Raw genomic sequence first — 23136 nt, 5'->3', positions numbered from 1 at the left:
TTTATCTATCTTTGATTTTCTTAAGCGTTGTATAAAGTTTATACATCGGCTTATTAATCGGTGCAATAAAGTCTCCAACATATTCAATTACATCTGCGTTAAATCCTTTTTTGAACTTCACAACGCCTGCATCCTCAGCGTCTTCAGTAAAGTGTCCGCTGATACCATAGAAGTTATAACGATCGATGCCATGGTTAATCGCATAGTTGATCATTTCCCATTGCACTGCATAACTTCCCGCAAAGTGACGGTATTCATTCGCAGTACCACCTGCATAATAAACAACTTCAAATGGATTAATAATAAAGAATCCAGCTGAAATCGGTAGTTCATTACCATGTTTTTGTTGTAAGTCGCGTGCTTCAGCAACTTTTTGATGATGTGCTTCTAATTGTTGTTCAAGGTTTTCTTTTTTGCGTGCAGCTTTTTGGTTCTCAGGATTCTTATTCAAGTCTTTCTCAGCTTTATTGATTTCTTTTTCTAAATTCTTTTGTTCAGCGTTCAATTCATTAATATAATCTTCAAAATCAATGTAAGCCATCGGTACTAAGACACGATTTTTATAGTGTTTTAGTCTGTGATAATAGAAGTCGTCTTCACGATCATCAAAGTCTTTCGCTTCTGCAGTATCTTCCATAAATTTACGGAAAATATGCATTTCATCTTCACCTAAGAAGCGGACTTTTACACCATTACGTTTTACTTTTTTCGTATTACGTTTACGTAGACTATCCATACCTTTTAAAACATCTTGTGGTGTTTTATCTTTTAAATCTAATACAGAATGGAAACGAATTTGAATAATCGGATCAAAGCCAGTTGTAAAGCCTTGATGGATATAACCCAATTGTTCCATTTTATCAAATATCCAATCATGACCTGCATTTCCTGTAATCTCACCATCATGGTTACGGTATTGATATGGTAAATATGGATCTACTCTTAAGTATAATGCATTGTATTGTTTAACATATGCCTTTAATTCTCTAAAGAAGTAATGGACTAATTCTTTATTATCATAATCAATGACCGGCCCACGGTTTGAATAGAAATATTTAAAGAATTTCATTACTGGCACAGCTGTAAGTAAACATGCTGCAATGACATTGTCATCTTTGTCTTTCACCCCGACAAGATGTGTTTCTGTACCTTCTGCAACTTTCAACTCATAGTTGCCTACCATTTGTGTAAAATGGCTATACGGCATTTTATCTGTAAAATCTCCAAATTCAGCTGTAGTTAAATTGGTAAACTTCATAATTTCAATAACTCCTAATTCGTATTCTCTATCTTTTAATTTCTTATTGGTATCAATTTTCAATCTTCATTATTATACAATACCCAAAAGGAAAACTAAAATTGAAACCTTTCATTTCTGTTGTTTTATTATGTATGTTAAGCAAGAATTCAACTTCTTACAACTATTCTGGTTCGCCTTTAAGTAAGTACCTTGTGTAATAACCTTGCTTATCTATCATAACACGCACACGTGTCAAACCGTTATCAAAACCACTATATATAAAGCGAAAATCAGAGTCTGAGACAGACCCTGATTTAAAAAAACATTTTATGATTGTGCAGTTGTTTTATTTTCATCTAATGCTTTACGAATACTTTGTAAGTAACCTCTTGTTGTTGCTTCTTCGTCATTTGCGAAACGTTTGACGATTTCACTGCCAATGACTGCACCATCAGCGAAACGTGTCACTTCTGCGACTTGTTCTGGTGTTCTGATACCGAATCCTGCTACAACAGGTACATTTGCTTTTTCTTGAATGAATGCAATTTTTTGTTGTAATTCTGGGTGGAACGCTCCATTATCTCCAGTTGTCGCATTCATTGTTACAGTATAGATGAAACCTTCAGCATGTGCTGCGATGTGTTCAATACGTTCGTTTGAAGCGGTCATAGCAATTAATGAGATGATATTGACTTTGCGATCAGGGAAACGTGCTTTGAGTTGTTCTGCAAGTTCAAATGGTAAATCCGGAATAATTAAACCGTATACACCTGCTGCCTCACAGTCTTCTAGAAATGCTGCTTCTCCATAATGTAATATCACATTATAGTAAGTCATTAAGACATATTTAGACCCTTGTAATTCATCTTTATGTGCTTTAAGCTCATCTAAAATCACGCGTGCACTCATACCTTCTTTAATTGCCTTACTGCCTGCATCCATAATTGTTGGACCATCTGCGACAGGATCTGAAAATGGTAGGCCGATTTCAACAATATCTGCCCCTTCTTCTTGTAAGACTTTTAAATTATCAATGAATTTTTTGTTACCCATAATATAAGGAATAAATAGTTTACTCATGACCTTCACCTCGTTCTTGTGTATATTTACGAATTGTATCCATGTCTTTATCTCCTCGACCTGAAACAGTAACAACAATAATTTCATCTTTGCCCATTGTCGGTGCTAATTTTTCTACATAACTTAAGGCATGTGCACTTTCAATTGCTGGAATAATGCCTTCTGCTTTCGTAAATCTGATTAAAGCTTCCATCGCTTCTTCATCTGATGCACTTGGGTATTCCGCACGACCAATATCATGGTAGTAACTATGCTCAGGTCCAATACCTGGATAATCTAGACCCGCTGAAATAGAGTGTGCTAAACCGATTTGACCGTTGTCATCTTGTAATAGATACATTTTCGTACCATGTAAGACACCAACAGAGCCTTTACCGATTGCTAAAGCATGTTTTTCTGTGTCTTCACCTTCACCTGCAGCTTCTACACCATACAATTTTACGTCTTTATCTTGTACAAAAGGATAGAACGTACCAATTGAGTTAGAACCGCCGCCAACACATGCAACTACTGCGTCAGGTAAACGACCTTCTTTTTCTAAAATTTGTGATTTGATTTCATTGCCGATAACACTTTGGAAATCACGAACCATTGTTGGGAACGGATCTGGTCCTAATGCTGAACCTAATAAATAGTGTGTATCGTCAACGTGGCTGACCCAATATTGTAACGCCTTGTTCACCGCATCCGATAATGTACCTTGACCATCTGTCACAGACACTACTTTGGCACCTAATAATTCCATTCTGAATACGTTCAATGCTTGACGTTGGATATCTTCTTCACCCATGAAAACCACAAGTTCCATATCAAAGAGTGCTGCTACGGTTGCACTGGCTACACCATGTTGGCCTGCACCTGTTTCAGCAACCAATTTACGTTTGCCCATACGTTTTGCTAATAAAGCTTGACCTAAAGCATTATTAATTTTATGTGCGCCTGTATGGTTTAAGTCTTCGCGTTTTAAATAAATTTTTGCGCCACCTAACTCTTCTGTATAGGATTTCGCATAAGTTAAAGGTGTTTCTCGTCCTACATAATCTTTTAAATAGTAATCTAATTCTTGTTGGAATTCGGGATCATTTTTAGCTTCATCATAAGCCTGTCTTAATTCTTGAATCGCTGGCATTAATGTTTCCGGAACATAGCGTCCGCCATAATTACCAAAGAATCCAAGTTCATCTACTTCAGTTTGAATGGGTTGTGTTGTTTCGTTCGTCATTTTTATCTCTCTCCTTAATATAATTTGAAATTTGTTTCATTGCTTGTGGATCTTTTCGACCTTCTACTTCAATGCCACTTGCAATGTCGAATCCTGTTGTTTGAATATCGAGTTGTTCGAATTGTTGAATCTTCTCTAAATCCATACCGCCTGCCACTAAATACGGAACATCTGAGAGTTGTTTCAGTAATTGCCAATCAAATGATTGACCAGTGCCGCCATAATGGATGGAAGGTGTATCGATAATAAATAAATCTACTTCGTTTCGATAAGTTTCAATGGCTTCAACTAGTTCAGAACTTGCTGGAAGTGCTTTGTATATTTGAATGCCAGGATATTGTGAGTTGCACCATCGTAATAGTGCAACATCTTCATGTCCGTGAAATTGAATCGTATCAATATTTGTTTCTTCTATAAGTTTTGCAACAATTTCCTTTGTTGGATTAACGACCACTACTACTTTATGAATCTTTTCAGGTACAAGTTTTGTTAATTGTGCAATGTCTTCTATACTTTGATGACGTTTACTTTTGGGATAGTGGATAAAGCCTATCGCATCTATATCATTCTCTATGGCTCGTGTAACATCGTCTTCTGATTGAAACCCGCAATATTTTAAGAACATCTTACTGCTCCTTTTTTAACTGTAAGCTTGGTAAGAATTGAGATAAATCATCACACTTCATAAGTGATTCACCAACTAAGATGCCATCTATACCTGACCCTACAATTTTTTCGACGTCTTCTTGTGTATGAATGCCGCTTTCTGAAATATAGTAATAACCATCTTTTTTATTCTCTAGTATTTCATTAGTGTGTTCGACATTCGTCACAAAACGTGTTAAATCACGGTTGTTTACACCAATAATATCTGGCGCAAGTTGATAAGCTCTCGCTAATTCTTGCTTACTGTGTACTTCTACTAACACATCTAAATCTAAAGACTTCGCATATTGATAAAGTTCATGCATTTGTTGATCATCTAAAATATTGACGATGAGTAAAATGATGGATGCACCTGCACGATATGCCACATCAATTTGAATCGGTTCTATCATAAAGTCTTTACATAATACAGGTAATGTCGTTTCTTTTGTAAGTTTATTTAAGCGTTCATAACTGCCGCCGAAATAATATTCATCAGTCAGGATGGAAATTGCTTGTGCACCGTAGGCTTCATAATCTTTAACTTGTTGTGTCAAATCTCGATCAGGTAATTTCTTAACTGAAGGACTTTTAGATTTAATTTCTGCGATGACTGATAAATGACTGCGTTCTTTTAAACGTTCACTTAATTTCTTTTTATATTTAACATTGGTTACTGGAAGTGTACGTAATAAACGATCATAGTACCCTTCTTCTAATAACGATTTCTTATATTCAACAATGTCATCCAATATAGTCATACACTTGCCCTCCTTTTTTTTTATATTGAGCAAAAGCTTTACCTTCATCGATTAATTGTTGTGCTAATGTCACACCTTCTTGAATCGAATCTGCTTTTTCCGCGACATATAATGCGATACCAGCATTTAATACTACGACGTCACGTTTACTTGAATGATCTTTGCCAGTTAAAATATTTAAGGTAATTTCTAAGTTTTCTGCAGGTGTGCCGCCTTTTAATGTTTCATTACTTGCTGGTGTTAAGCCCACATCTTCAGCATTTAAATGATAAGACGTAATACCTGTTTCTTGGTTCACTTCATAAATAATGTTTTCTCCAGACAATGTCGCTTCGTCCATTCCGTTTGCGCCGTGTAACACGATGGCACGTTTTCGACCTAAGTCATAGAGTGTTTCAGCCATTGGTTTCACAAACTCTGGATTGTAAACCCCTACGACTTGATACTCTAATTTGAATGGATGAATCATAGGTCCTAAGATGTTAAAGATGGTTGAACCTTCTAACATTTTGCGAATCGGTTGGATATATTTCATGACCGGATACGTGTCTGTCGCATTTAAAAAGGCTAAACCTGTTTCTTGCATTCTTGTTTCAACATCAGCGACTTGCGAACTAGCGATTCCCATTTTATTGAGTAAGTCACTGCTTCCTGAAGCGGATGTGATACTGCGGTTGCCGTGTTTTAGTACGTTGACACCTGCTGCAGCGACGATGAAAGAAGCGGTTGTTGAAATATTGAAGCTATTTGATTTATCGCCACCTGTACCACATACACACATAGCACCAGGATAAACCGGTTGTACAGGATACATCGTTTGAATCATTGCTGCTACTAAATAAGTGACTTCTGTTTGATTTAATGGGCGAGCAGTATAATCACGTAACAATTCTGCTTTTGTTTCATTATCAATATCCGGGTTTATTAACGTTTGGATAAATGTATTAATGTCTTGTTGCGTTAAGTTCGGTTGTGTTTGGATTTTTTGAATAAGTGTCATGGCTGCTAGCCCCTTTCTCAACGAGTTTAATAAAGTTATGAATAATCTCAGTACCATGTTCAGTCGCAAAAGATTCTGGATGATACTGGATACCATAATGTGGTTTATCTTGATGTTCGAAAGATTGAATACAATCCGTTGTTTCTCCTGTAATAACTAATGATTCTGGGAATGTTTCTGAATCGCTGATGAGCGAATGGTAACGCATGATTTTAAATGCTTCAGGCAACCCTTCGTATAAGACTGTCGGTTTTAATTGGTGCATCGTATCAATCTTGCCATGTAAGACACTGGCACCTTGGATAACATGTCCTTTGTAGTAACATGTCAAAGCCTGTGCACCTAAGCAAATACCTAAAATCGGCAAGTCTTCAAAATGTTTAATAATACGATTTAAGTCGTCTGTATCTTCAGGATGACCAGGTCCCGGTGAAATAATCACCGCATCTGGCTGTAAGTCAAAGATTGTCGGATCATCAGGGTATTTCACCACGACATCTGTGTAAGCTGCTACGATATTCACTAAGTTATAAGTAAATGAGTCATAATTATCTACGATTAATATCATGGTGTAACCTCCAATAAGCTTTTCGCTTTAAGTTTCGTTTCTTCTAATTCTTTTTCAGGTATTGAATCATATACAACACCACATCCTGCCTCTACATCTACATACGTCTCATCAATTAACATCGTACGAATCGCTAAAGCGAAATCTAAATCGTGATTGCAGTTGATATAACCGACACCACCGCTGTAAACGCCACGTTTATACGGATGTGCTTCATAGATACGTTCAATTGCTCTGAGTTTTGGTGCACCCGATACCGTGCCTGTTGGTAATAAGCTTGCGATAATGTCCATAGGTGACATTTTTTCATTTAGCTGCCCAGTTACGACACTAACGATATGCATCACGTGTTCATATTTTTCAATTTCCATTAAACGTTCAATTTTAGATGTGCCTGTCTTACTGACACGATGAATATCATTTCTTCCTAAATCTACTAACATACGATGTTCACTTAACTCTTTTTCATCACTTAACAATTGCTGTGCATTAGCTTCGTCTTCTTCAGGTGTTTGTCCCCTTTTGATTGTTCCGGCAATTGGATTAGTAACAACTTCATTACCTTTAACTTTGACGAAACTTTCAGGTGAACTTCCGACGATAATCGGTTCATCGATATTTAAGTAATACATATATGGACTTGGATTTTGACGTTTCAACTTACGATACAGTTGATAAGATAAGTCATGTAATTTATCGCCGAACTCATGTTTATAACGATAAATTCTTGAAGGGACAACTTGGAACATATCTCCTTCAGTAATTAACTGTTTAAATTTTGAAATATTTCGAATAAATTGATTATCCTGAATATTCGGAATAATATCTTTTTGACTTGGCACAAAAGAAGTATCCGGCTGATACAATTTAACATTTTGTAAAGCATCTATTTGTTGGTTTACTCTTTTTTCAATCGCTTCAGGCGGCTCATTCGAGAATAAGTTTGTAGATATCACATACAAGTATTCTTTATAATGATCAAATACATATACATTTTCAATCATGTATAAATGAACATCAGTTTGATTTGGTTTGTCAGCTACTTGTCTTTTCTTTAGTACTGGAAATTCATGTCTGACTAAATCAAAACTACATGAGCCGATAAATCCTGAAATAAATGGTAGATCTTTTAATAAGTCCTCTTCAATCTCTGCGTAATAGCTTTGAACATAATCTTTAAGTCTTTGATAAGGTTGTTTCGTTTCTGTGATTGTTTGTTCTGGTGTTTTTATTGTAAGTTCATCTTCAGTCAATATCACCTCACCGTATATATCAAAGGCAACGACTGAATAACGACCTTTAGTTTTATTTTGACTTGCACTTTCTAAAATAATTTTTCGCTCTGCTAATTGTGCTAATGCTTCAGGGGTAATATCAGCATTTAATCTCTTGTATACTACATCCATTATGTTAATTCTCCTCCCATAATAAAAAGCGTCCTTGTTTGTTGTAACAAGGACGCTTTTGGCGCGGTACCACCTTTATTAGCCATCAGTTTGATGACCCACTCATACTTGATTGAATTGTCAGCTTCCAACAAAACCCAATTCATTAGGCAGCGAGGTTAGTTTGCATCAACCACTAACTTTCTGAATTTACTCTAACTGCTTAACTACTTCATTTTATCTCTTCACTGTATTTCTCTTTTTCTTTTTAACTCAATATAAAAACACCACAATAACGCTCTTCCGATAAGGACGCGTTACCGTGGTGCCACCTTAGTTCAACATTTTCATGTTCTTATTCATTATTTAAATTGTTGATCTTGCACATTAAAAGCCCAATTCACATTATATGTCGTACTGATTTACATCAACCATCAGTTTTCTGTGTGCTACAAATCATATAAGCTACGTTTACTTCTAACGTCGTTTGCAATGTACTTTGAATAATACACGCTCTTTTTTGGGTTGTCAACACATAAATTCAAAAATTCTAACTATTTCGAATTAATCTTCAACCATTTCTGAATAAAGATAGACTTCAAGTAAACGTTGTGTCGCTTTGATTGAATCAAGATGCGTACGCTCTAACGCATGTGAAGATTCGATACCCGCACCAAATAAACCGTGTTTTATATCTGCTCCTGCGCGTAACGCAGCTGAAGCATCTGATGTATAGTAAGGATAAGTATCAACTTTGTATGGAATATTATTTTCTTTCGCCAATTGTGTAAGATGTTGGCGTAATTTTTTATGATATGGTCCTGATGCATCTTTAGCACAAATCGACACTGTATATTCGTCTGACGTTTGACCATCACCTAACGCACCCATATCAAATGCGATATATTCATTCACTTTACCTGGAATTGACGCATTCGCACCATAACCAATTTCTTCATTATTTGAAATAAAGAAGTGTGTCGTATAAGGCAATGTTTTATCATTGTTGCTATAGTCTTCTAAGAAATCCATAATCATCGCAACACTTGCCTTGTCATCTAAATGACGAGATTTAATAAAGTCATTCTCTGTAATGATTGTTCTAGGATCTAAACTTACAAAGTCCCCTACTTCAATACCTAATTGGCGTGTATCTTCTTCATTATGTGTTACCGCATCAATTCTGATTTCCATATGTTCTTTATCTCGTGGAATATTATGGTTGTTTTTATAAACATGAACTGAAGTTTCATGTAAACAAATCGTGCCTGTATAGTTTTTACCTGAATCTGTATGAATCGTACAGTATTCACCTTCAATTGCGTTGAACGCATAACCGCCAATTAACTCAATACCTAAGCGACCATCTTCTTTAATTTCTTTGACCATTGCGCCTAAAGTATCTACATGTGCAGTAATACAACGATGATCTACATCATTTTCACCTTTAACTGTAATCATCAATGCACCTTTATTTGTCACATAAGTCGGATACCCTAAATCCTCCGCAAAAGATTGCACATACTCTATAGCTTGATAAGCATCACCTGATGGGCTTGGAATTTCGGTTAATGTTTTAATAGTTTCAAAAATATTTTTTGACATAAAAGACCCCTCCTTCCTCTTATTGTACCGATTAATTTTCCAAATAGAAATTGAAATAGATAAGTGAAAGACCTTGCACCATTTGAAAATATACACTATAATATCGCTATTCTGAAAATTTAGACAGAGGTGAGTCTTTTGACTAAAAATATTTTATTTGTTGGTTTAGGTTTAATCGGAGGCAGTTTAGCTACCAATTTCAAGTACTTTCATGATGATGTCAATATCATCGCCTATGATTCTAATCCAAGTCAACTTGATAAAGCCCTATCTATTGGGATTATTGATGAAAAAGTATTAGATTATGAAGCAGCAGTAGCAAAAGCAGACATTATCATTTATGCAACACCTGTCCAACAAACCGTTCAATATCTAAAGACTCTTACAAATTTGTCTACAAAACCTGGGTTGATCATTACAGATACTGGAAGCACTAAAGGGACAATTCAAGCCTTTGAAAAACAATTACTAGCAGAGAACATTCACTTGATTGGAGGACATCCAATGGCCGGCAGCCACAAATCAGGCATCTTAAACGCTAAAAAGAATTTATTCGAAAATGCTTACTACATGCTGGTGCATTCAGAAAAAGACAACGATGCAGCTTCAGAAGAAATTAAACAGTTACTCCAAGCCACACGCGCAAAAGTCATTGCTACATCACCTGAAGAACATGATTTTGTGACGAGTATTGTCAGTCATATTCCTCATATCGCTGCAGCATCTTTAGTCAATTTAAGTTTAAATCATGATCAAGATTCCCCGTTAATTAAACAGTTAGCAGCTGGTGGTTTCCGAGATATCACACGTATTGCCAGCAGCAGTCCTGAAATGTGGAGCGATATTATGCATGAGAATAAAGCATATATCTTATCTGGTATCGAAGAATGGCAAACACAACTCGCCCTACTCGCTTCACAAATCAAAAATGACGATAACGAAGGTATTTATCAATTTTTCGAGCAAGCACGTGAGTACCGTAATCAGTTACCAGCGAAAAAACCAGGTGCTGTGTCTAGTTCTTACGAATTATACGTCGACATCCCTGACGAACCTGGTATGATCAGCAAAGTAACATCTATACTAAGTTTACATAATATTTCTATAAGTAACATTAATATTGTGGAAGTCAGAGAAGATATCTATGGTGCATTACGCATCAGTTTTAAAACGCCTGAAGATCGTGAACTTGGCATTAAAGCCTTAAATGAATTCGATACTTACAGTCTATAAATCATTAAAAGCTCCCTTCAAAGCATACATCAAGCTTTATAGGGAGCTTTCTTTACATTTTATGGCCTGCCATAAGACCTAAGCGTCCGTATTTCGTACCAGCATCTGTATAAGAGATGGCTTTTGAAACAATACCTTTACCATATTTTTCTTGTAGTTGATCAATTGCTTTCGCTAAAGCTTCACTTCGTTTTCTTTCATACTCATCTACAAACAGATTTAATTGTTGGATACCTTCAGGCACAAATTGTGTTAATGAAACACTGAGCGTGCGATAAAGCAGCTCTTTTTCGCATAATTGATTTGCCCACTTTTCTACGCCTTTCCAAATCTCTTTTTCCAAATTTGTCGGTTCGTCTAATGTGAACTGTTTATGCACGCCTCCACCATCTTTATAACCAAAAGAAAAATGAATAGTACGTGCACGCATTTTACGTAATCTAACGCGCATTGCTACATCTTCAATTAACTCTTGCATGACGACTTTCGCATCTTCATACGTATAGTCGTGCATTAATATCTGACTCTTACAAATCGATGGATTGGTAATTTTATGTTTCTCCCGTATTTTACTTTGATCAATCCCATGTGCATGCAGATGTAAATCAATCCCTTTAATTCCGAAATCTCGTTTTAAGTATTGATAAGGATAATGTGCTAAATCACCAATCGTAAATATCCCACGCTTATTCAATTTCTTTTCGGTACGTGTATTGATCCCCCAAAACTTATGCAACGGTTGGATATTCCATAACTTCTCTGGCACATTTTGATAGCGCCATTCCGCAATGCGATTATCATTATGTTTTGCTTCAATATCCATCGCAAGTTTACTCAGCAACATATTTGAACCGATACCGATTGTACAGTATATCTGTGTCTGTTCATAAATTTCTTTCATCAATTTGATACAAAATGAATGGACGGTACTACTGAAGCGATGATAACTGTCTGTCACATCCATAAAAAATTCATCAATACTATACTGATGCAAATCTTCAGGTGGTACATACTGCAAAGCAATTTTAGAAATCATAATCGAAACGTCCAGATATTTACGCATACTGGGATTAATAATATAAATATCATTGCGGTGCGGAATTTCAAACAATCTTGAACCTGTGGTTATACCGATGGCTTTTAATGGTGGTGTTGCTGCTAATACAACAGAACCTTGTCGTTTTGTATCAGCGACCACCGCAAGCTTTGTCTTTAAAGGATCTAAACCTTTTGAGATACACGATACACTCGCAAAGAAGCTTTTTTGGTCAATACATAAAATATCTCTATCCTCTAATAAATGGTAATCATACATTGTAACACCCCCGCTTCTGATACTTTTAGTATATACGAACACTTGTTCTTATTCAATACTAAAGAGAACAAATGTTCTATTTTAAAAATTATTATATTCCTAATCTCTTCGATACATTAGTGGTATAATAAACTTACATCAAACAAGGGAGGCGTTCTCATGCCATTAGTAAACATTAAATTAATCGAAGGTCGTACAGACGAACAATTAAAAGCATTAGTGAAAGAAGTAACAGATGCTGTAGAAAAAACTACAAATGCTGATCGCAACGCTATCAGTGTAGTACTAGAAGAAATGAAACCAACACATTACGGTGTCGGCGGCGTTAGAAAATCAGACCAATAATAAAAAAAGGTGAGAAGCAGTTAATCATTAACACTAACCGCTTCTCACCTTTCTTATTTTACCTCTCTATCTCCTCTTTCACCTTTACCTCTCATCTATTTCTATCCTCTTTACTACTTACCTCTCCTTCACCTTAACTTCCTTCGTTTCACATCTCTATCCACTTTACATACACATACAGACCACTCACACCGCTTTAAACGTAAAAAACAGCCGACATCTATATGCCGACTGCTTTCTACTCAATCCATATATTCCATCAATATGAACCAAAGTACTGCACTGTTAATTTTGTCCTTCTTTTTTCTTGTTGCTGTTATCATTGCTGTTGTCATTTAAAAATTCTTCAATTGCCTTTTTATTCGCAGGCTTATCTACTTCTAACGCACTGCCGCTTTCAGGTGTTTGAATATCTTGATAAGTCCCTTTCATCGGAACCGTTAATGTCTTCACGTCTTTATCACCGCGGATACCGAAGTTCATACCCGTTTGAATTAACGCAGAGTCTGGAATATCTGTATTCAAATAACCACGTAAAATACCTGCGACTTTAGGTAATTTAAAAATCGCACCTGGTTTTGTCATTTCTTGTTTTAACGCTTGAATCACTTGTTGTTGTCGTCTGACACGACCAAAGTCACCTTCAGGGTCATGACGAAAACGTGCATAACCTAATAACTCTTTACCATTTAAATTATGATGCCCTTTTTTCAGTGAGACACCAATTAATTCTGACATATCTTTCTCTACATCAATCGGAACACCATCAGGAGCTAACTCATCGACCATTTTCTCGAAACCTTCGAAATCCACGACCGCATAGTATTCAGGGTTAATACCATAGTTTTCAACCAAAGCTTTTCTTAAAAGCTCAGCACCGCCTAATGAATAGGCTGCATTAATTTTATAGTCTCTATATCCTGGAATTTTTGCGTATGTATCACGCATCACAGAGACCACTTTCATTTTTTTATGAATATAGTCATATTGTGCTACCATGATAGAGTCTGTTCTAGATTTACCGCCATCTGATTTGTCTGCCCCTAAGAGTAAAATAGAAATCTTACCGTCGTTTTTAACAGGACCGTTAAACTTCTCTACTTTCATATTTGAATTATGTTTTTTCGCATAATTAATACCGCTTCTATACCCAGACACCGCATATACAACCATAATAATAAATACAATTAAGATACCTAAAATCACAAACGGAAGTTTGCGCATGCGTTTCTTGGTGCGTTTCGGAAGCGGTTGTTCGCCACCGCTTCGTTTATAATTGTCATTATTCGTTTCATTTGTCATTTTAACCAACCTTATACTTCAAAATTAACAGCCTATGTAATATAATTAATACATACTAAAGTTATATAATTTTCTTTTAAAAATCAAGTATTTTCTAAGCAAATGGTACTAAGGTCCCATAAAAAGAAAGGATAGATTGAATGAATATCAATACAGCTTATTTTGCCGGGGGATGCTTTTGGTGCATGACTAAACCTTTCGATACCTTTGATGGTGTTGAAAAAGTTACATCCGGCTACATGGGAGGCACTGTTGATCATCCCACGTATGAACAAGTTAAAACAGGTCAAACCGGTCATTTAGAAACCGTTAAAATAGAGTACGACGTTGCCTTAATTTCATACAATAAATTACTTGAGATTTTCTTTTCAGTCATCGATCCTACCGACGCTGAAGGTCAATATCAAGATCGAGGCTCACAGTACCGTACAGCTATATTCTATACTAATGAAGACCAACAAGAAACCGCTGAACAATATATCGAGTCATTAAAATCAACTATCAACAAAGATAAAGCTGTTGCGACGAAGGTTTTACCTGTTGCGACATTCTATGAAGCAGAAACATATCATCAAGACTTCTATAAAAAGAATCCAGAACGTTATCAAGAAGAACAAGCACAACGTGAAGCCATCAAACAACAACGTAAAGACTCATAAGCTGATTATCATATAAAAATGCGCAAGCTCATCATAATGATTGATGACAGACTTGCGCATTTTTTCTATGCCTTATTTTGTTTTAGAATTGATTCTGCTGTTTGGTCTGCATTTAACCAACGCGATGCATACATCATATCCGTCCAGTTTTGGAATAATTGTTGCGCATAAGAAATCCAATGGGCTGGCAACAAGTCTAGAGAATCTCCTCTGAAGTAGTTTTTAGGTTTAACTGCGGTTTCTTTAGACTTATCACTATCACGTTTAAATTCATTTAACAACGTATCATTCTCATATTCAAAATGACCGCCGATAAATAAATCTGTTTGATTGCGATTAGAGATAAAGTCTATACCCGTATACGGACTATATGTAATCACATTTAAGTCTTCTTCTTCCATGACTTCTCCTGGATCCATATAAGAACCTCTAGATTGCGGAATAATGTATTCTGGTATTTCAGATAACGCAGGATGTGCTTGTAAAATATGATAGCGATAAATTCCAGTGAGTTTCTTTTTAAACATTCGCTTATGAATACCGTAGCGATAATTCAAAGCAAATTGCGCACCCCAGCAAATAAACAAACGTTGTTTCACATGTGTATTCGACCAATCAAAAATCTTTCTTAATTCCTCGATGTAATAGACTTCAGAGAAATCAAGATGTTCTACAGGAGCCCCTGTCATAATCATGCCATCGTAATGGCGATGTTTGACAGCTTCAAACGTTTTATAATACTGTTCTGCATGATTATAAGAAGCAGACTGCGATTTGTGAGTAACCGGATAGATGAAGTCAACATTAATTGCGTGGCTCGTCAAACCAAGCAGTCTCAGCAACTGTCTTTCAGCATCTTGTTTCACCGGCATCAAATTAACAATCAATAAATTCAAACCTTCAGGTATACGCTTCTCTTTAAATTCGATTTGCTCTGTTTTTAGTACAGGCAGAATCGGAACGCTATCAATAAACAACATCTTAAATCGCGTCTAATCCTTTTTCTAAGTCAGCGATAATATCATCAATATGTTCAAGACCGATAGACACACGGATTGTTTCAGGTGTAATACCTGCTTTCAATTGATCTTCTTCATTTAATTGTGCGTGTGTTGTAGAAGCCGGATGAATCACTAATGATTTCGCATCGCCGACGTTCGCAAGTAAAGAGAAGAGTTCTAAAGATTCGATAAATTTAATGCCTGCGTCATAACCGCCTTTGACACCGAAAGTGAAAATAGAGCTTGCACCTTTAGGTAAATATTTTTCTTTTAAATCATAGTATTCGCTTGATGGTAAGCCTGCATATTTAACCCATTCAACTTTGTCATGGTTTTCTAAGAATTTCGCAACTTTTTCTGCGTTTTCAACATGACGTTCAACACGTAATGATAATGTTTCTAAACCTTGTAGTAATAAGAAAGCATTAAATGGAGAAAGTGCTGCACCTGTATCACGTAATAATGTTGTTCTGACTTTGAATGCTAAAGCAGCTGGTCCGAACGCTTCAGTGAACACTAAATCATGATAAGATGGATCAGGTTCTGTTAAGCTTGGGAATTTATCGTTTTGTGTCCAATCGAAGTTACCGCCATCAACGACAACACCACCCATTGAAGTACCATGACCACCAATAAATTTAGTCGCTGAATGTACCACAATGTTCGCACCGTATTTGATTGGTTGGATTAAGTATGGAGAAGCAAATGTATTATCAACAATTAATGGAATACCCGCTTCATGTGCAATTTCTGCTAACTTTTCGATATCTTCAACATTACCTTCAGGGTTACCGATTGTTTCGATATAAAGTGCTTTTGTATTCTCTTTAATCGCATTTTTAACTTCATCAAAGTTTTTGCTGTCTACGATTGAAACATCAATACCGAATTTAGGTAACGTATGTGCAAATAATGTATGTGTACCACCGTATAACGTAGAGCTTGCGACAATGTGATCACCTGCATCTGCAACAGTTTGAATCGCATATGTGATTGCAGCCATACCTGAAGCTACCGCAACCCCAGCGACACCGCCTTCAAGTTCTGCTACACGTGTTTCAAACACTGCTACTGTCGGGTTTGTTAAACGTGAGTAAATATTACCTAATTCTTTTAAGCCGAATAAGTTCGCCGCATGTTGTGTATCATCAAATGTGAAAGATGTTGTTTGATAAATCGGTACCGCTCTCGAATGCGATGCTTCATCTACCTCTTGTCCTGCGTGTAATTGTAACGTTTCGAATTTAAAATCATTTGTCATGTTCATTTCCTCCTTAAATGTAAAAAACGAGCCTACCTGAAAAAGATAGACTCGCTACGGGCTTATCTTTCAGGTCTTCACCTGCTGGAATTAGCACCTAACTTAAATAGGTTGCCTGGTATCGTAGGGCCAGTCCCTCCACCATTCTTGATAAGTTTTTTTATTAATTTATTCAGAGTATAGACTGAAATTCAGACAATGTCAATAGACTTTTCTTAGTTTTCTGAATTTTGGATTAAAATAAAATATTTGGATAACAAAGTTTACATACGTTTAATCGTAAACCATTAAAAAAAGACCGAGACCTTTTTCGGCCTCGATCTTTATATGCACCTTGCAGTATGAAACCGTTCAACTAGTGTTTAGAGCGAATCACTAACAACACTTTAATCATACTTTGCCATAAGGAACTGTGTCTTGAGTAAACTAAATATCGTGGTTCCCACTCTGGTTTGAATTTGTCTTTATAACGTCTTAAACCGCTGAAGCGATATAACGTATTAAAGTTATCAAAGATTTTACCTGCGACACGTTCATTCCAATATGAGTATTCATTTTGACCGACATTGGATAAGGTCGCCATACCCATGTTAAATGCTTTGTAGCCTTTTTCTTGGCTCCATAACAACATATGCAGATAGAGCGCATCCATCAACGGTAAATCTACATCTGGCAACCAACGAATTAAATCTACTGAAATGGAATCATTGTAATACGTCGGCATTAAACTGCAGAATGCGATGACACGGCCATTTTCTTCTTTTAGAATTCCAATCGGTGCTTTTGATAAATAGTCATGTGTGAAACGGCCGACTGAGAAATGCATTTCATTTTTGCCGTCTAACCATTGATCACTAATATCTTCCAACTCCTTAAGGAATTCATCTGTATATGGCGGTTCTATAATCTCAAAGTGAACATTTTGGTCTTCTAGTTTATTTAACGTTGCTCTGAATCCTCTGCGTTTTTTACCAGAAGTTGTAAATGTCGCTAAATCAATGACCGCTTCTTCACCCAATTTAAAGAACTGGTTACCAAAATCATGATATAGCGGCATATGACGATTTGTCGCTTGATAGAAAATCACTTCATAACCCAAATCTCTAGCATAATGGTACAACGATTCAAACAAATCATTAAATCGTTTAGGATTACCAATCGGATCACCTAATACCACAATACAATTAAGTTTAAAGCGATACATCACAAACGCTTCTTTCGATTCATCCATATACACAGTTTTATCTCCACTATGAAGCAAATGGCTTAAATAGTTGCCGCCGAATTTTTCGATAATCGCTTCACACTGTTCGATATCATTGGCTGGATAATCTTTACGATATGCATTTTCAAATAACCAGACAATAAACGTCACGATAATAATAACGACAAGAATGGTCAACCATAAGTAATAACGTAACATTGAGTTATCTACTTCAATACGGTAAGCATCTACCGCATCTAATACAAAGACAATCATATAGTGATTCAGTGTCAACATAACAATACTAATAATCAGCATTGAAACTATATGGCGTAAACGAATCGGACGTTTTAAGACTTGTGCTTTCATAAAGGCATAAATCAATAAACCAAATACCACAAGCAACCACGTAATTAATAAAAATGAGGTATTCGTATACACTGTAATCACAAAGATCAACACGATAGAAACCATCGCAAATAATATGGCTCTGCGGCTTTGTTTAAAGATACCGCGAACGTTCAACATCAGAATTAAACAAGCACTCGTATGAATCGTCACCACAATATAATAAAACATATGATTCGGATCATATAAGCCTTCATAAATAATACTGACGTTATTTAAGATAAAGACTAAACTCGTAAACATAACCAGTACCGCTAAAGAAAGCGATGGAATTTTAGAAGTGATAGATTTTTGATATGAAAATAAAAATGAAGTCACTTCTTTTGCTGGTGTATAGTACTTCGATTGTTCAATATAACGTTTAGCTGAAGTACCAAATTCAAACATTGATAAGATTAACGCAATAATCACTGGAATGATATAATACGCAAAACGATATAACATCAACGCTAAGACAATTTTTTCTTCTGGTAAATTCAAGTGCTTCAAGCCGACTAAAATCACGACATCAAATGCCCCGAAACCACCAGGAATAAAACTGATTAACCCGGCAATCGCCGCAATAATAAAGATACCGACAAATGATGTGAATGACACATCTAAGTTGACAATTCGTAATGCAAAATAGAGTACAAAACTTGCGGCTAACCATTCCACACCTGACACTAGTGTTAAATAGACACCTGTAAAACGACGAGACGGTTCTACTGGTTTTTTAATTGTGATAAAGATAAATACAGGCAAGAAACATGCGACCACATAGAGTAAAACATGTACTACTGGATAATCATTCAGTAAATGTTTCGCATTAAAGACATGGGTCACGACTAGAATCGACAGCATGCTTAAACCAGTCAACATCGATAATAAAACCAATGAAATATAATGCAATAACGTTTTCGTATCTTTCACGTAAGGTTTATAGACTGATAGACGTGCACCCGCACCTATAAAGCCTCCAAATCCGATAATAGAATTCAACGCATTGATAATATAGCTGACACGCAATACTTTAAATAAAGACATTTTCAATTTTAAAGTCCGTACCATCGTCACATCATACAGGCTTAATAATAATATAGATAAGCCACCAGCAACTAACAGACTCGTTAATTCAACACGATTCAATTTTTCAAACAGTACAAATAATTTTTTAAAGTTCATGGTTGAGAGTTCTTTGTATAAAGTCGTCACAACTAAGATAAAAAGAACAGTCGCAAACACAATTTTCGCACCGGTGATTAATCGACCTTTTAATTGTTTTGACATTGTTTCCCTCAATTCCTCACACCATTTCAAGCAATTCATGAAATGATTTATAATATACCAAAATGTTACCACATAACTATATGTCAAAGCACCAAAAAAATAAGACATGACACCTAACAAAAGTGTCATGCCTTATACGTTACTTTACTTCAATTGATTATTCGGATTATCTGCCCACTCATCATCAGCAACTTCATAAGGTCCTGAATCTTGACCATAATAACGGTTATAACGACGTTTATACATACCGAATAAGTGTGTGACTAACACTTTAATGACCGCATAACCAGGAATTGCGAGAATGACACCCACAATACCAAGTAAATTACCTGCACATAATAATACAAAGATAATTGTCAAAGGATGAATCTTTAATGTTTTACCCATGATGTTAGGTGAAATAAAGTGACCTTCAATAAATTGAACTGCTGTCCACACAACAATTAATTTTACTAACATAATCGGTGATGTAATCAATGCCATAATAATAGCTGGAGAAATTGCGATGGTTGGTCCTAAATAAGGAACCACACTAGTGACTGCCGCAATACTCGCTAAAACTAAGCTGTAATCTAAACCGATAATCGAATAACCGATAAAGAGTAAGATACCGATACAAAATGATACAATGATTTGACCTTGGATATATGAACCTACTTGTAAGCTCATGCTTTCAATTACTTCATGCACATCTTGACGATATTTCGGTGGCATCACTTTTGTTAAACCTGCTTTGAAGCGATGACCATCTTTTAAGAAGAAGAAGAGTACGAATGGTGTTGTGACGATAACCACACCAATATTCACAACCGCTTCAGCGATTGACATAATCTTCGTTCCGAAACCATCAAAGAAATCTGAAACCATTGTCGGTACTTTCTTCGCTATTTTATCAAGCTGATCTTGAATTTGCGTATAGAAATCAGACATACCCGCAAAATGCGACCAGCTGGTTACTTGATCAACCATTTCATTAAATTTATCTACATAACGTGGGAAGTTATGCGCGAACGTTTTGATTTGATCGCTGATGACTGGAATTAGTAAATTAACCACTAACGCAATCACCGCTGCAGCGAAACAAAACAGAATAATAATCCCCCATAGTCTTGGGATATTATAACGTTCCATAAATTGAATAACTGGATTTAACAAGTAGAATAAGATCAAACCTAAAATAACCGGCGCTGCAATCGTATTGAATATGATCACAAACGGGTGGAATATGTACGATACTTTATCAAATATAAATATTGTTAATCCAATCATAATCAACATCAGAAGACCGAACATCAAGTTCTTACCTCCGATAAATCTCATAAACCGTGTTTCACTCAGCGAAAAACGCTTCGGTTTATCATTATTTTCCATGTACTTCACCATTCCTTGCTATTGATTAATCATATTTTATCGCTATTTTGTAAAAAAAGAAACTTTTTATTTATCATTCCCTTCAACGCTACTCTTTACCCCTAACCCTAAAAATAAAAACTGATGCCTAAAAGAATTTAGACACCAGTTTGTGTTTGTTTTACTATGGTTTGACTATAGCGATTTTATCCCCATGTGTCACTTCACCTTCATGAACCAACTCTATTTCTGGTTGTTCTTGATTTGTGACGATAATCGGTGTGATAGTACTATCCGCATGTTTCTCAATATAATCTAAATCTACTTTCATCAACGGTTGGCCCAGTACAATTTTATCCCCTGCTTCAACTAAAATATCAAAGCCTTGGCCTTCCAATTTAACGGTTTCTAAGCCGAAATGAATTAATAATTCTACGCCGTCTTTAGATTCTAAACCCAGTGCATGTTTGGTTGGGAAGATCATCTTCACTGTACCATCAAATGGTGCGTAGACTTCACCTTTAGATGGTTGAATCGCAAAACCGTCTCCCATCATTTTGCCAGAGAAGACTTGGTCAGGCACCTCTGAAAGCGAAACGACTTTACCTGTAATCGGCGCATAAATTACTGCACCGCCCTCAGCTACAACTTCTGCTGTTTCTGCATCACCATCTTCTGTTACTGTCGTTTCTACTGGAGACGTAATCTTGCCATCCATAATCTGTTGCATATCATGTTTGATTTGATCTGACTTCGGTCCGAAAATCGCCTGCATATTATTGCCGACTTCAAGGACACCTGATGCTCCTAAATCTTTTAATTCTTGAACATCTACTTGAGACTTATCATTCACTTCTACACGTAAGCGTGTAATACATGCATCTAAATGTTTAATGTTGTTTTTACCACCCATCGCATCTAATACTTTAAATGGTAATTCACTCACTGACACGTTCGTTTGTGTCACTTCTTGATCTTCACGACCTGGTGTTTTCAAGTTCATTTTCTTAATTAAGAATGTGAATAAGAAGTAGTACACAACTGCATAACAAATACCGACTGGAATCACTAATAACGCATTGGAACGATCCCATGATAATAAGCCATATAAAATATAATCAATAAAACCGCCTGAGAAGGTCATACCGATTTTAACGCCTAATAAATGCATAATTAAGAATGAAGAACCTGCTAAAATGACATGTGCAACATAAAGAATCGGCGCTACAAATAAGAATGAGAATTCTAATGGTTCTGTAATCCCTGTTAAAAAGGCTGTAAGCCCTGCTGATAACATTAAACCTGCGACTACTTTTTTACGTTCTGGTTTCGCTTGACAATAAATCGCGAACGCTGCTGCTGGCAAACCGAACATCATAAATGGATATTTACCTGTGGTAAAAGCCCCTGCCGTAAATGGCACACCATCTTGGTATTGTGCCATCCAAATACGTTGGTCACCACGAATTAAGTTACCCGCTTCATTTGTATAATATCCGAACTCAAACCAAAATGGTGCATAGAAGATATGATGTAAACCAAATGGAATAAGTGAACGTTCAATAATCCCGAAAATAAATGTCGTTAAAGCTAAGTTTTTACCTAATAAGAAATTAGATAAGTTATTTAAGCCATCTTGAACAGGTGGCCATACAAAACTTAAAACAATCCCTGTCACGATTGCGACTAATGATGTAATAATCGGTACAAATCGCTTCCCAGCAAAGAATCCTAAAAATTGAGGAAGTTGAATGTTGTAGAAGCGGTTATAACATATCGCTGCTAAAGCCCCGATAATAATCCCGCCGAATACACCTGTTTGTAAGGTCGGTATGCCTAATATCAAAGCATGTGCCGGGTCTTTTGCTGATTGTCCTAACGTTTTAGCCCCTTCAGCATAAGAATAAATATCATCAATTGTAATACCTACGACTTTACCCATGGTCGCATTCATAATTAAATAACCGACTAGTGCCGCAATACCAGCAACACCATCACCGCCTGCTAAACCAAGTGCTGTTCCCATCGCAAAGAGTAATGGCAAGTTATCAAAGATGACCTGACCAGATACTTCCATAATCTGACTGACCATCTGAATATAATGATTTTCCATCCAAGGTGCGTAGTGTAAGATTTGTTCGTTGTGCATCGCATTACCGAACGCCAGTAAGATCCCGGCTGCAGGTAAAATCGCCACTGGCAACATTAAGGCTTTACCAATACGTTGTAATTGTCCAAAAAAGAATTTGAATAACTGTTTCATAGATAACCTCCTTGTATAAA

The 23136-nt window shown here is 36.2% G+C and carries 19 protein-coding genes and 1 riboswitch; of the genes, 3 read left to right on the top strand and 16 right to left on the bottom strand.

The annotated features are described in order from the left end of the window. Position 1: 1 nt before the first annotated feature. From CD112_RS02585 to CD112_RS02545, 9 genes are all read right to left on the bottom strand, one after another. On the bottom strand, positions 2-1258 hold the full coding sequence (locus CD112_RS02585) for an aminoacyltransferase (RefSeq protein WP_103363798.1): 1257 nt from the start codon (positions 1256-1258) through the stop codon (positions 2-4). Between the two features lie 309 nt (positions 1259-1567). Continuing rightward, a complete protein-coding gene (gene trpA, locus CD112_RS02580; RefSeq protein WP_023015234.1) occupies positions 1568-2320 on the bottom strand; it encodes a tryptophan synthase subunit alpha in 753 nt (250 codons plus the stop codon). Continuing rightward, positions 2313-3542: a tryptophan synthase subunit beta gene (trpB, locus tag CD112_RS02575; RefSeq protein ID WP_023015235.1), complete on the bottom strand. Its 1230-nt coding sequence runs from the start codon at positions 3540-3542 to the stop codon at positions 2313-2315. The genes trpA and trpB overlap by 8 nt, the downstream gene beginning before the upstream one ends. Continuing rightward, complete coding sequence (locus tag CD112_RS02570) at positions 3508-4167, bottom strand: phosphoribosylanthranilate isomerase (RefSeq protein ID WP_070863779.1); 660 nt, start codon at positions 4165-4167, stop codon at positions 3508-3510. The genes trpB and CD112_RS02570 overlap by 35 nt, the downstream gene beginning before the upstream one ends. 1 nt (position 4168) lies before the next feature. Then, the gene (gene trpC, locus CD112_RS02565; RefSeq protein ID WP_002480885.1) at positions 4169-4948 is read right to left on the bottom strand and encodes an indole-3-glycerol phosphate synthase TrpC; all 780 of its coding nucleotides are present in this window, start codon (positions 4946-4948) and stop codon (positions 4169-4171) included. Next, entirely contained in the window at positions 4932-5948 is a 1017-nt protein-coding gene (trpD, locus tag CD112_RS02560) for an anthranilate phosphoribosyltransferase (RefSeq protein WP_103363797.1), read from the bottom strand. Before trpD ends, trpC begins: the two co-directional genes overlap by 17 nt. Next, entirely contained in the window at positions 5893-6516 is a 624-nt protein-coding gene (locus CD112_RS02555; protein WP_103363796.1) for an anthranilate synthase component II, read from the bottom strand. The genes trpD and CD112_RS02555 overlap by 56 nt, the downstream gene beginning before the upstream one ends. Further along, positions 6513-7922 (bottom strand): anthranilate synthase component I, encoded by a 1410-nt coding sequence (locus CD112_RS02550; protein WP_057510535.1) that lies wholly within the window; start codon positions 7920-7922, stop codon positions 6513-6515. The genes CD112_RS02555 and CD112_RS02550 overlap by 4 nt, the downstream gene beginning before the upstream one ends. Before the next feature lie 543 nt (positions 7923-8465). Further along, positions 8466-9506: a M42 family metallopeptidase gene (locus CD112_RS02545; protein WP_103363795.1), complete on the bottom strand. Its 1041-nt coding sequence runs from the start codon at positions 9504-9506 to the stop codon at positions 8466-8468. A gap of 138 nt (positions 9507-9644) precedes the next feature. Between CD112_RS02545 and CD112_RS02540 the strand changes: the two genes are divergently transcribed. After that, positions 9645-10739, top strand: coding sequence for a prephenate dehydrogenase (locus tag CD112_RS02540; protein WP_002480879.1), 1095 nt, complete (start codon positions 9645-9647; stop codon positions 10737-10739). A 52-nt stretch (positions 10740-10791) separates the two neighbouring features. Here CD112_RS02540 and CD112_RS02535 read toward each other — a convergent pair whose 3' ends face one another. Further along, the gene (locus tag CD112_RS02535) at positions 10792-12054 is read right to left on the bottom strand and encodes a Y-family DNA polymerase (protein ID WP_002480878.1); all 1263 of its coding nucleotides are present in this window, start codon (positions 12052-12054) and stop codon (positions 10792-10794) included. A 159-nt stretch (positions 12055-12213) separates the two neighbouring features. Here CD112_RS02535 and thmT point away from each other — a divergent pair, with 159 nt between their 5' ends. Next, positions 12214-12399, top strand: a complete 186-nt coding sequence (gene thmT / locus CD112_RS02530) for a 2-hydroxymuconate tautomerase (protein WP_002480877.1) — start codon at positions 12214-12216, stop codon at positions 12397-12399. Between the two features lie 285 nt (positions 12400-12684). Here the strand turns inward: thmT and CD112_RS02525 are convergent, their stop codons facing one another. Continuing rightward, positions 12685-13701, bottom strand: coding sequence for an LCP family protein (locus CD112_RS02525; RefSeq protein ID WP_103363794.1), 1017 nt, complete (start codon positions 13699-13701; stop codon positions 12685-12687). A gap of 140 nt (positions 13702-13841) precedes the next feature. Between CD112_RS02525 and msrA the strand changes: the two genes are divergently transcribed. Further along, positions 13842-14360: a peptide-methionine (S)-S-oxide reductase MsrA gene (msrA, locus tag CD112_RS02520; RefSeq protein ID WP_002480875.1), complete on the top strand. Its 519-nt coding sequence runs from the start codon at positions 13842-13844 to the stop codon at positions 14358-14360. A 65-nt stretch (positions 14361-14425) separates the two neighbouring features. Here the strand turns inward: msrA and CD112_RS02515 are convergent, their stop codons facing one another. From CD112_RS02515 to ptsG, 5 genes are all read right to left on the bottom strand, one after another. Next, positions 14426-15340, bottom strand: coding sequence for a homoserine O-acetyltransferase/O-succinyltransferase family protein (locus CD112_RS02515; RefSeq protein WP_103363793.1), 915 nt, complete (start codon positions 15338-15340; stop codon positions 14426-14428). A gap of 1 nt (position 15341) precedes the next feature. Beyond that, positions 15342-16622, bottom strand: coding sequence for an O-acetylhomoserine aminocarboxypropyltransferase/cysteine synthase family protein (locus tag CD112_RS02510; RefSeq protein WP_002480873.1), 1281 nt, complete (start codon positions 16620-16622; stop codon positions 15342-15344). A gap of 59 nt (positions 16623-16681) precedes the next feature. Continuing rightward, positions 16682-16779: riboswitch (SAM riboswitch) on the bottom strand. 198 nt (positions 16780-16977) lie between these two features. Then, positions 16978-19503 (bottom strand): bifunctional lysylphosphatidylglycerol flippase/synthetase MprF, encoded by a 2526-nt coding sequence (mprF, locus tag CD112_RS02505; RefSeq protein ID WP_103363792.1) that lies wholly within the window; start codon positions 19501-19503, stop codon positions 16978-16980. A 144-nt stretch (positions 19504-19647) separates the two neighbouring features. Further along, a complete protein-coding gene (locus CD112_RS02500; protein ID WP_103363791.1) occupies positions 19648-20874 on the bottom strand; it encodes an AI-2E family transporter in 1227 nt (408 codons plus the stop codon). A 163-nt stretch (positions 20875-21037) separates the two neighbouring features. Further along, positions 21038-23116, bottom strand: coding sequence for a glucose-specific PTS transporter subunit IIBC (ptsG, locus tag CD112_RS02495; RefSeq protein WP_103363790.1), 2079 nt, complete (start codon positions 23114-23116; stop codon positions 21038-21040). Between the last annotated feature and the right edge of the window lie 20 nt (positions 23117-23136).

Origin of the sequence: Staphylococcus simulans, assembly GCF_002902285.1 — a bacterium.
In the GTDB taxonomy this organism is placed as follows: Bacteria; Bacillota; Bacilli; order Staphylococcales; family Staphylococcaceae; genus Staphylococcus; species Staphylococcus simulans.
This window is presented reverse-complemented; position numbering and strand designations above follow the sequence as displayed.

Bases quoted from the DNA above. Each gene is read 5' to 3' on its own strand.
- CD112_RS02515 (WP_103363793.1), bottom strand. From the start codon at position 15,340: ATGTTGTTTATTGATAGCGTTCCGATTCTGCCTGTACTAAAAACAGAG.
- mprF (WP_103363792.1), bottom strand. From the start codon at position 19,503: ATGTCAAAACAATTAAAAGGTCGATTAATCACCGGTGCGAAAATTGTG.
- CD112_RS02500 (WP_103363791.1), bottom strand. From the start codon at position 20,874: ATGGAAAATAATGATAAACCGAAGCGTTTTTCGCTGAGTGAAACACGG.
- CD112_RS02525 (WP_103363794.1), bottom strand. From the start codon at position 13,701: ATGACAAATGAAACGAATAATGACAATTATAAACGAAGCGGTGGCGAA.
- thmT (WP_002480877.1), top strand. From the start codon at position 12,214: ATGCCATTAGTAAACATTAAATTAATCGAAGGTCGTACAGACGAACAA.
- CD112_RS02550 (WP_057510535.1), bottom strand. From the start codon at position 7,922: ATGGATGTAGTATACAAGAGATTAAATGCTGATATTACCCCTGAAGCA.
- trpD (WP_103363797.1), bottom strand. From the start codon at position 5,948: ATGACACTTATTCAAAAAATCCAAACACAACCGAACTTAACGCAACAA.
- CD112_RS02555 (WP_103363796.1), bottom strand. From the start codon at position 6,516: ATGATATTAATCGTAGATAATTATGACTCATTTACTTATAACTTAGTG.
- CD112_RS02545 (WP_103363795.1), bottom strand. From the start codon at position 9,506: ATGTCAAAAAATATTTTTGAAACTATTAAAACATTAACCGAAATTCCA.
- msrA (WP_002480875.1), top strand. From the start codon at position 13,842: ATGAATATCAATACAGCTTATTTTGCCGGGGGATGCTTTTGGTGCATG.
- trpC (WP_002480885.1), bottom strand. From the start codon at position 4,948: ATGACTATATTGGATGACATTGTTGAATATAAGAAATCGTTATTAGAA.
- CD112_RS02570 (WP_070863779.1), bottom strand. From the start codon at position 4,167: ATGTTCTTAAAATATTGCGGGTTTCAATCAGAAGACGATGTTACACGA.
- ptsG (WP_103363790.1), bottom strand. From the start codon at position 23,116: ATGAAACAGTTATTCAAATTCTTTTTTGGACAATTACAACGTATTGGT.
- CD112_RS02535 (WP_002480878.1), bottom strand. From the start codon at position 12,054: ATGTATGATTACCATTTATTAGAGGATAGAGATATTTTATGTATTGAC.
- CD112_RS02510 (WP_002480873.1), bottom strand. From the start codon at position 16,622: ATGACAAATGATTTTAAATTCGAAACGTTACAATTACACGCAGGACAA.
- trpB (WP_023015235.1), bottom strand. From the start codon at position 3,542: ATGACGAACGAAACAACACAACCCATTCAAACTGAAGTAGATGAACTT.
- CD112_RS02585 (WP_103363798.1), bottom strand. From the start codon at position 1,258: ATGAAGTTTACCAATTTAACTACAGCTGAATTTGGAGATTTTACAGAT.
- trpA (WP_023015234.1), bottom strand. From the start codon at position 2,320: ATGAGTAAACTATTTATTCCTTATATTATGGGTAACAAAAAATTCATT.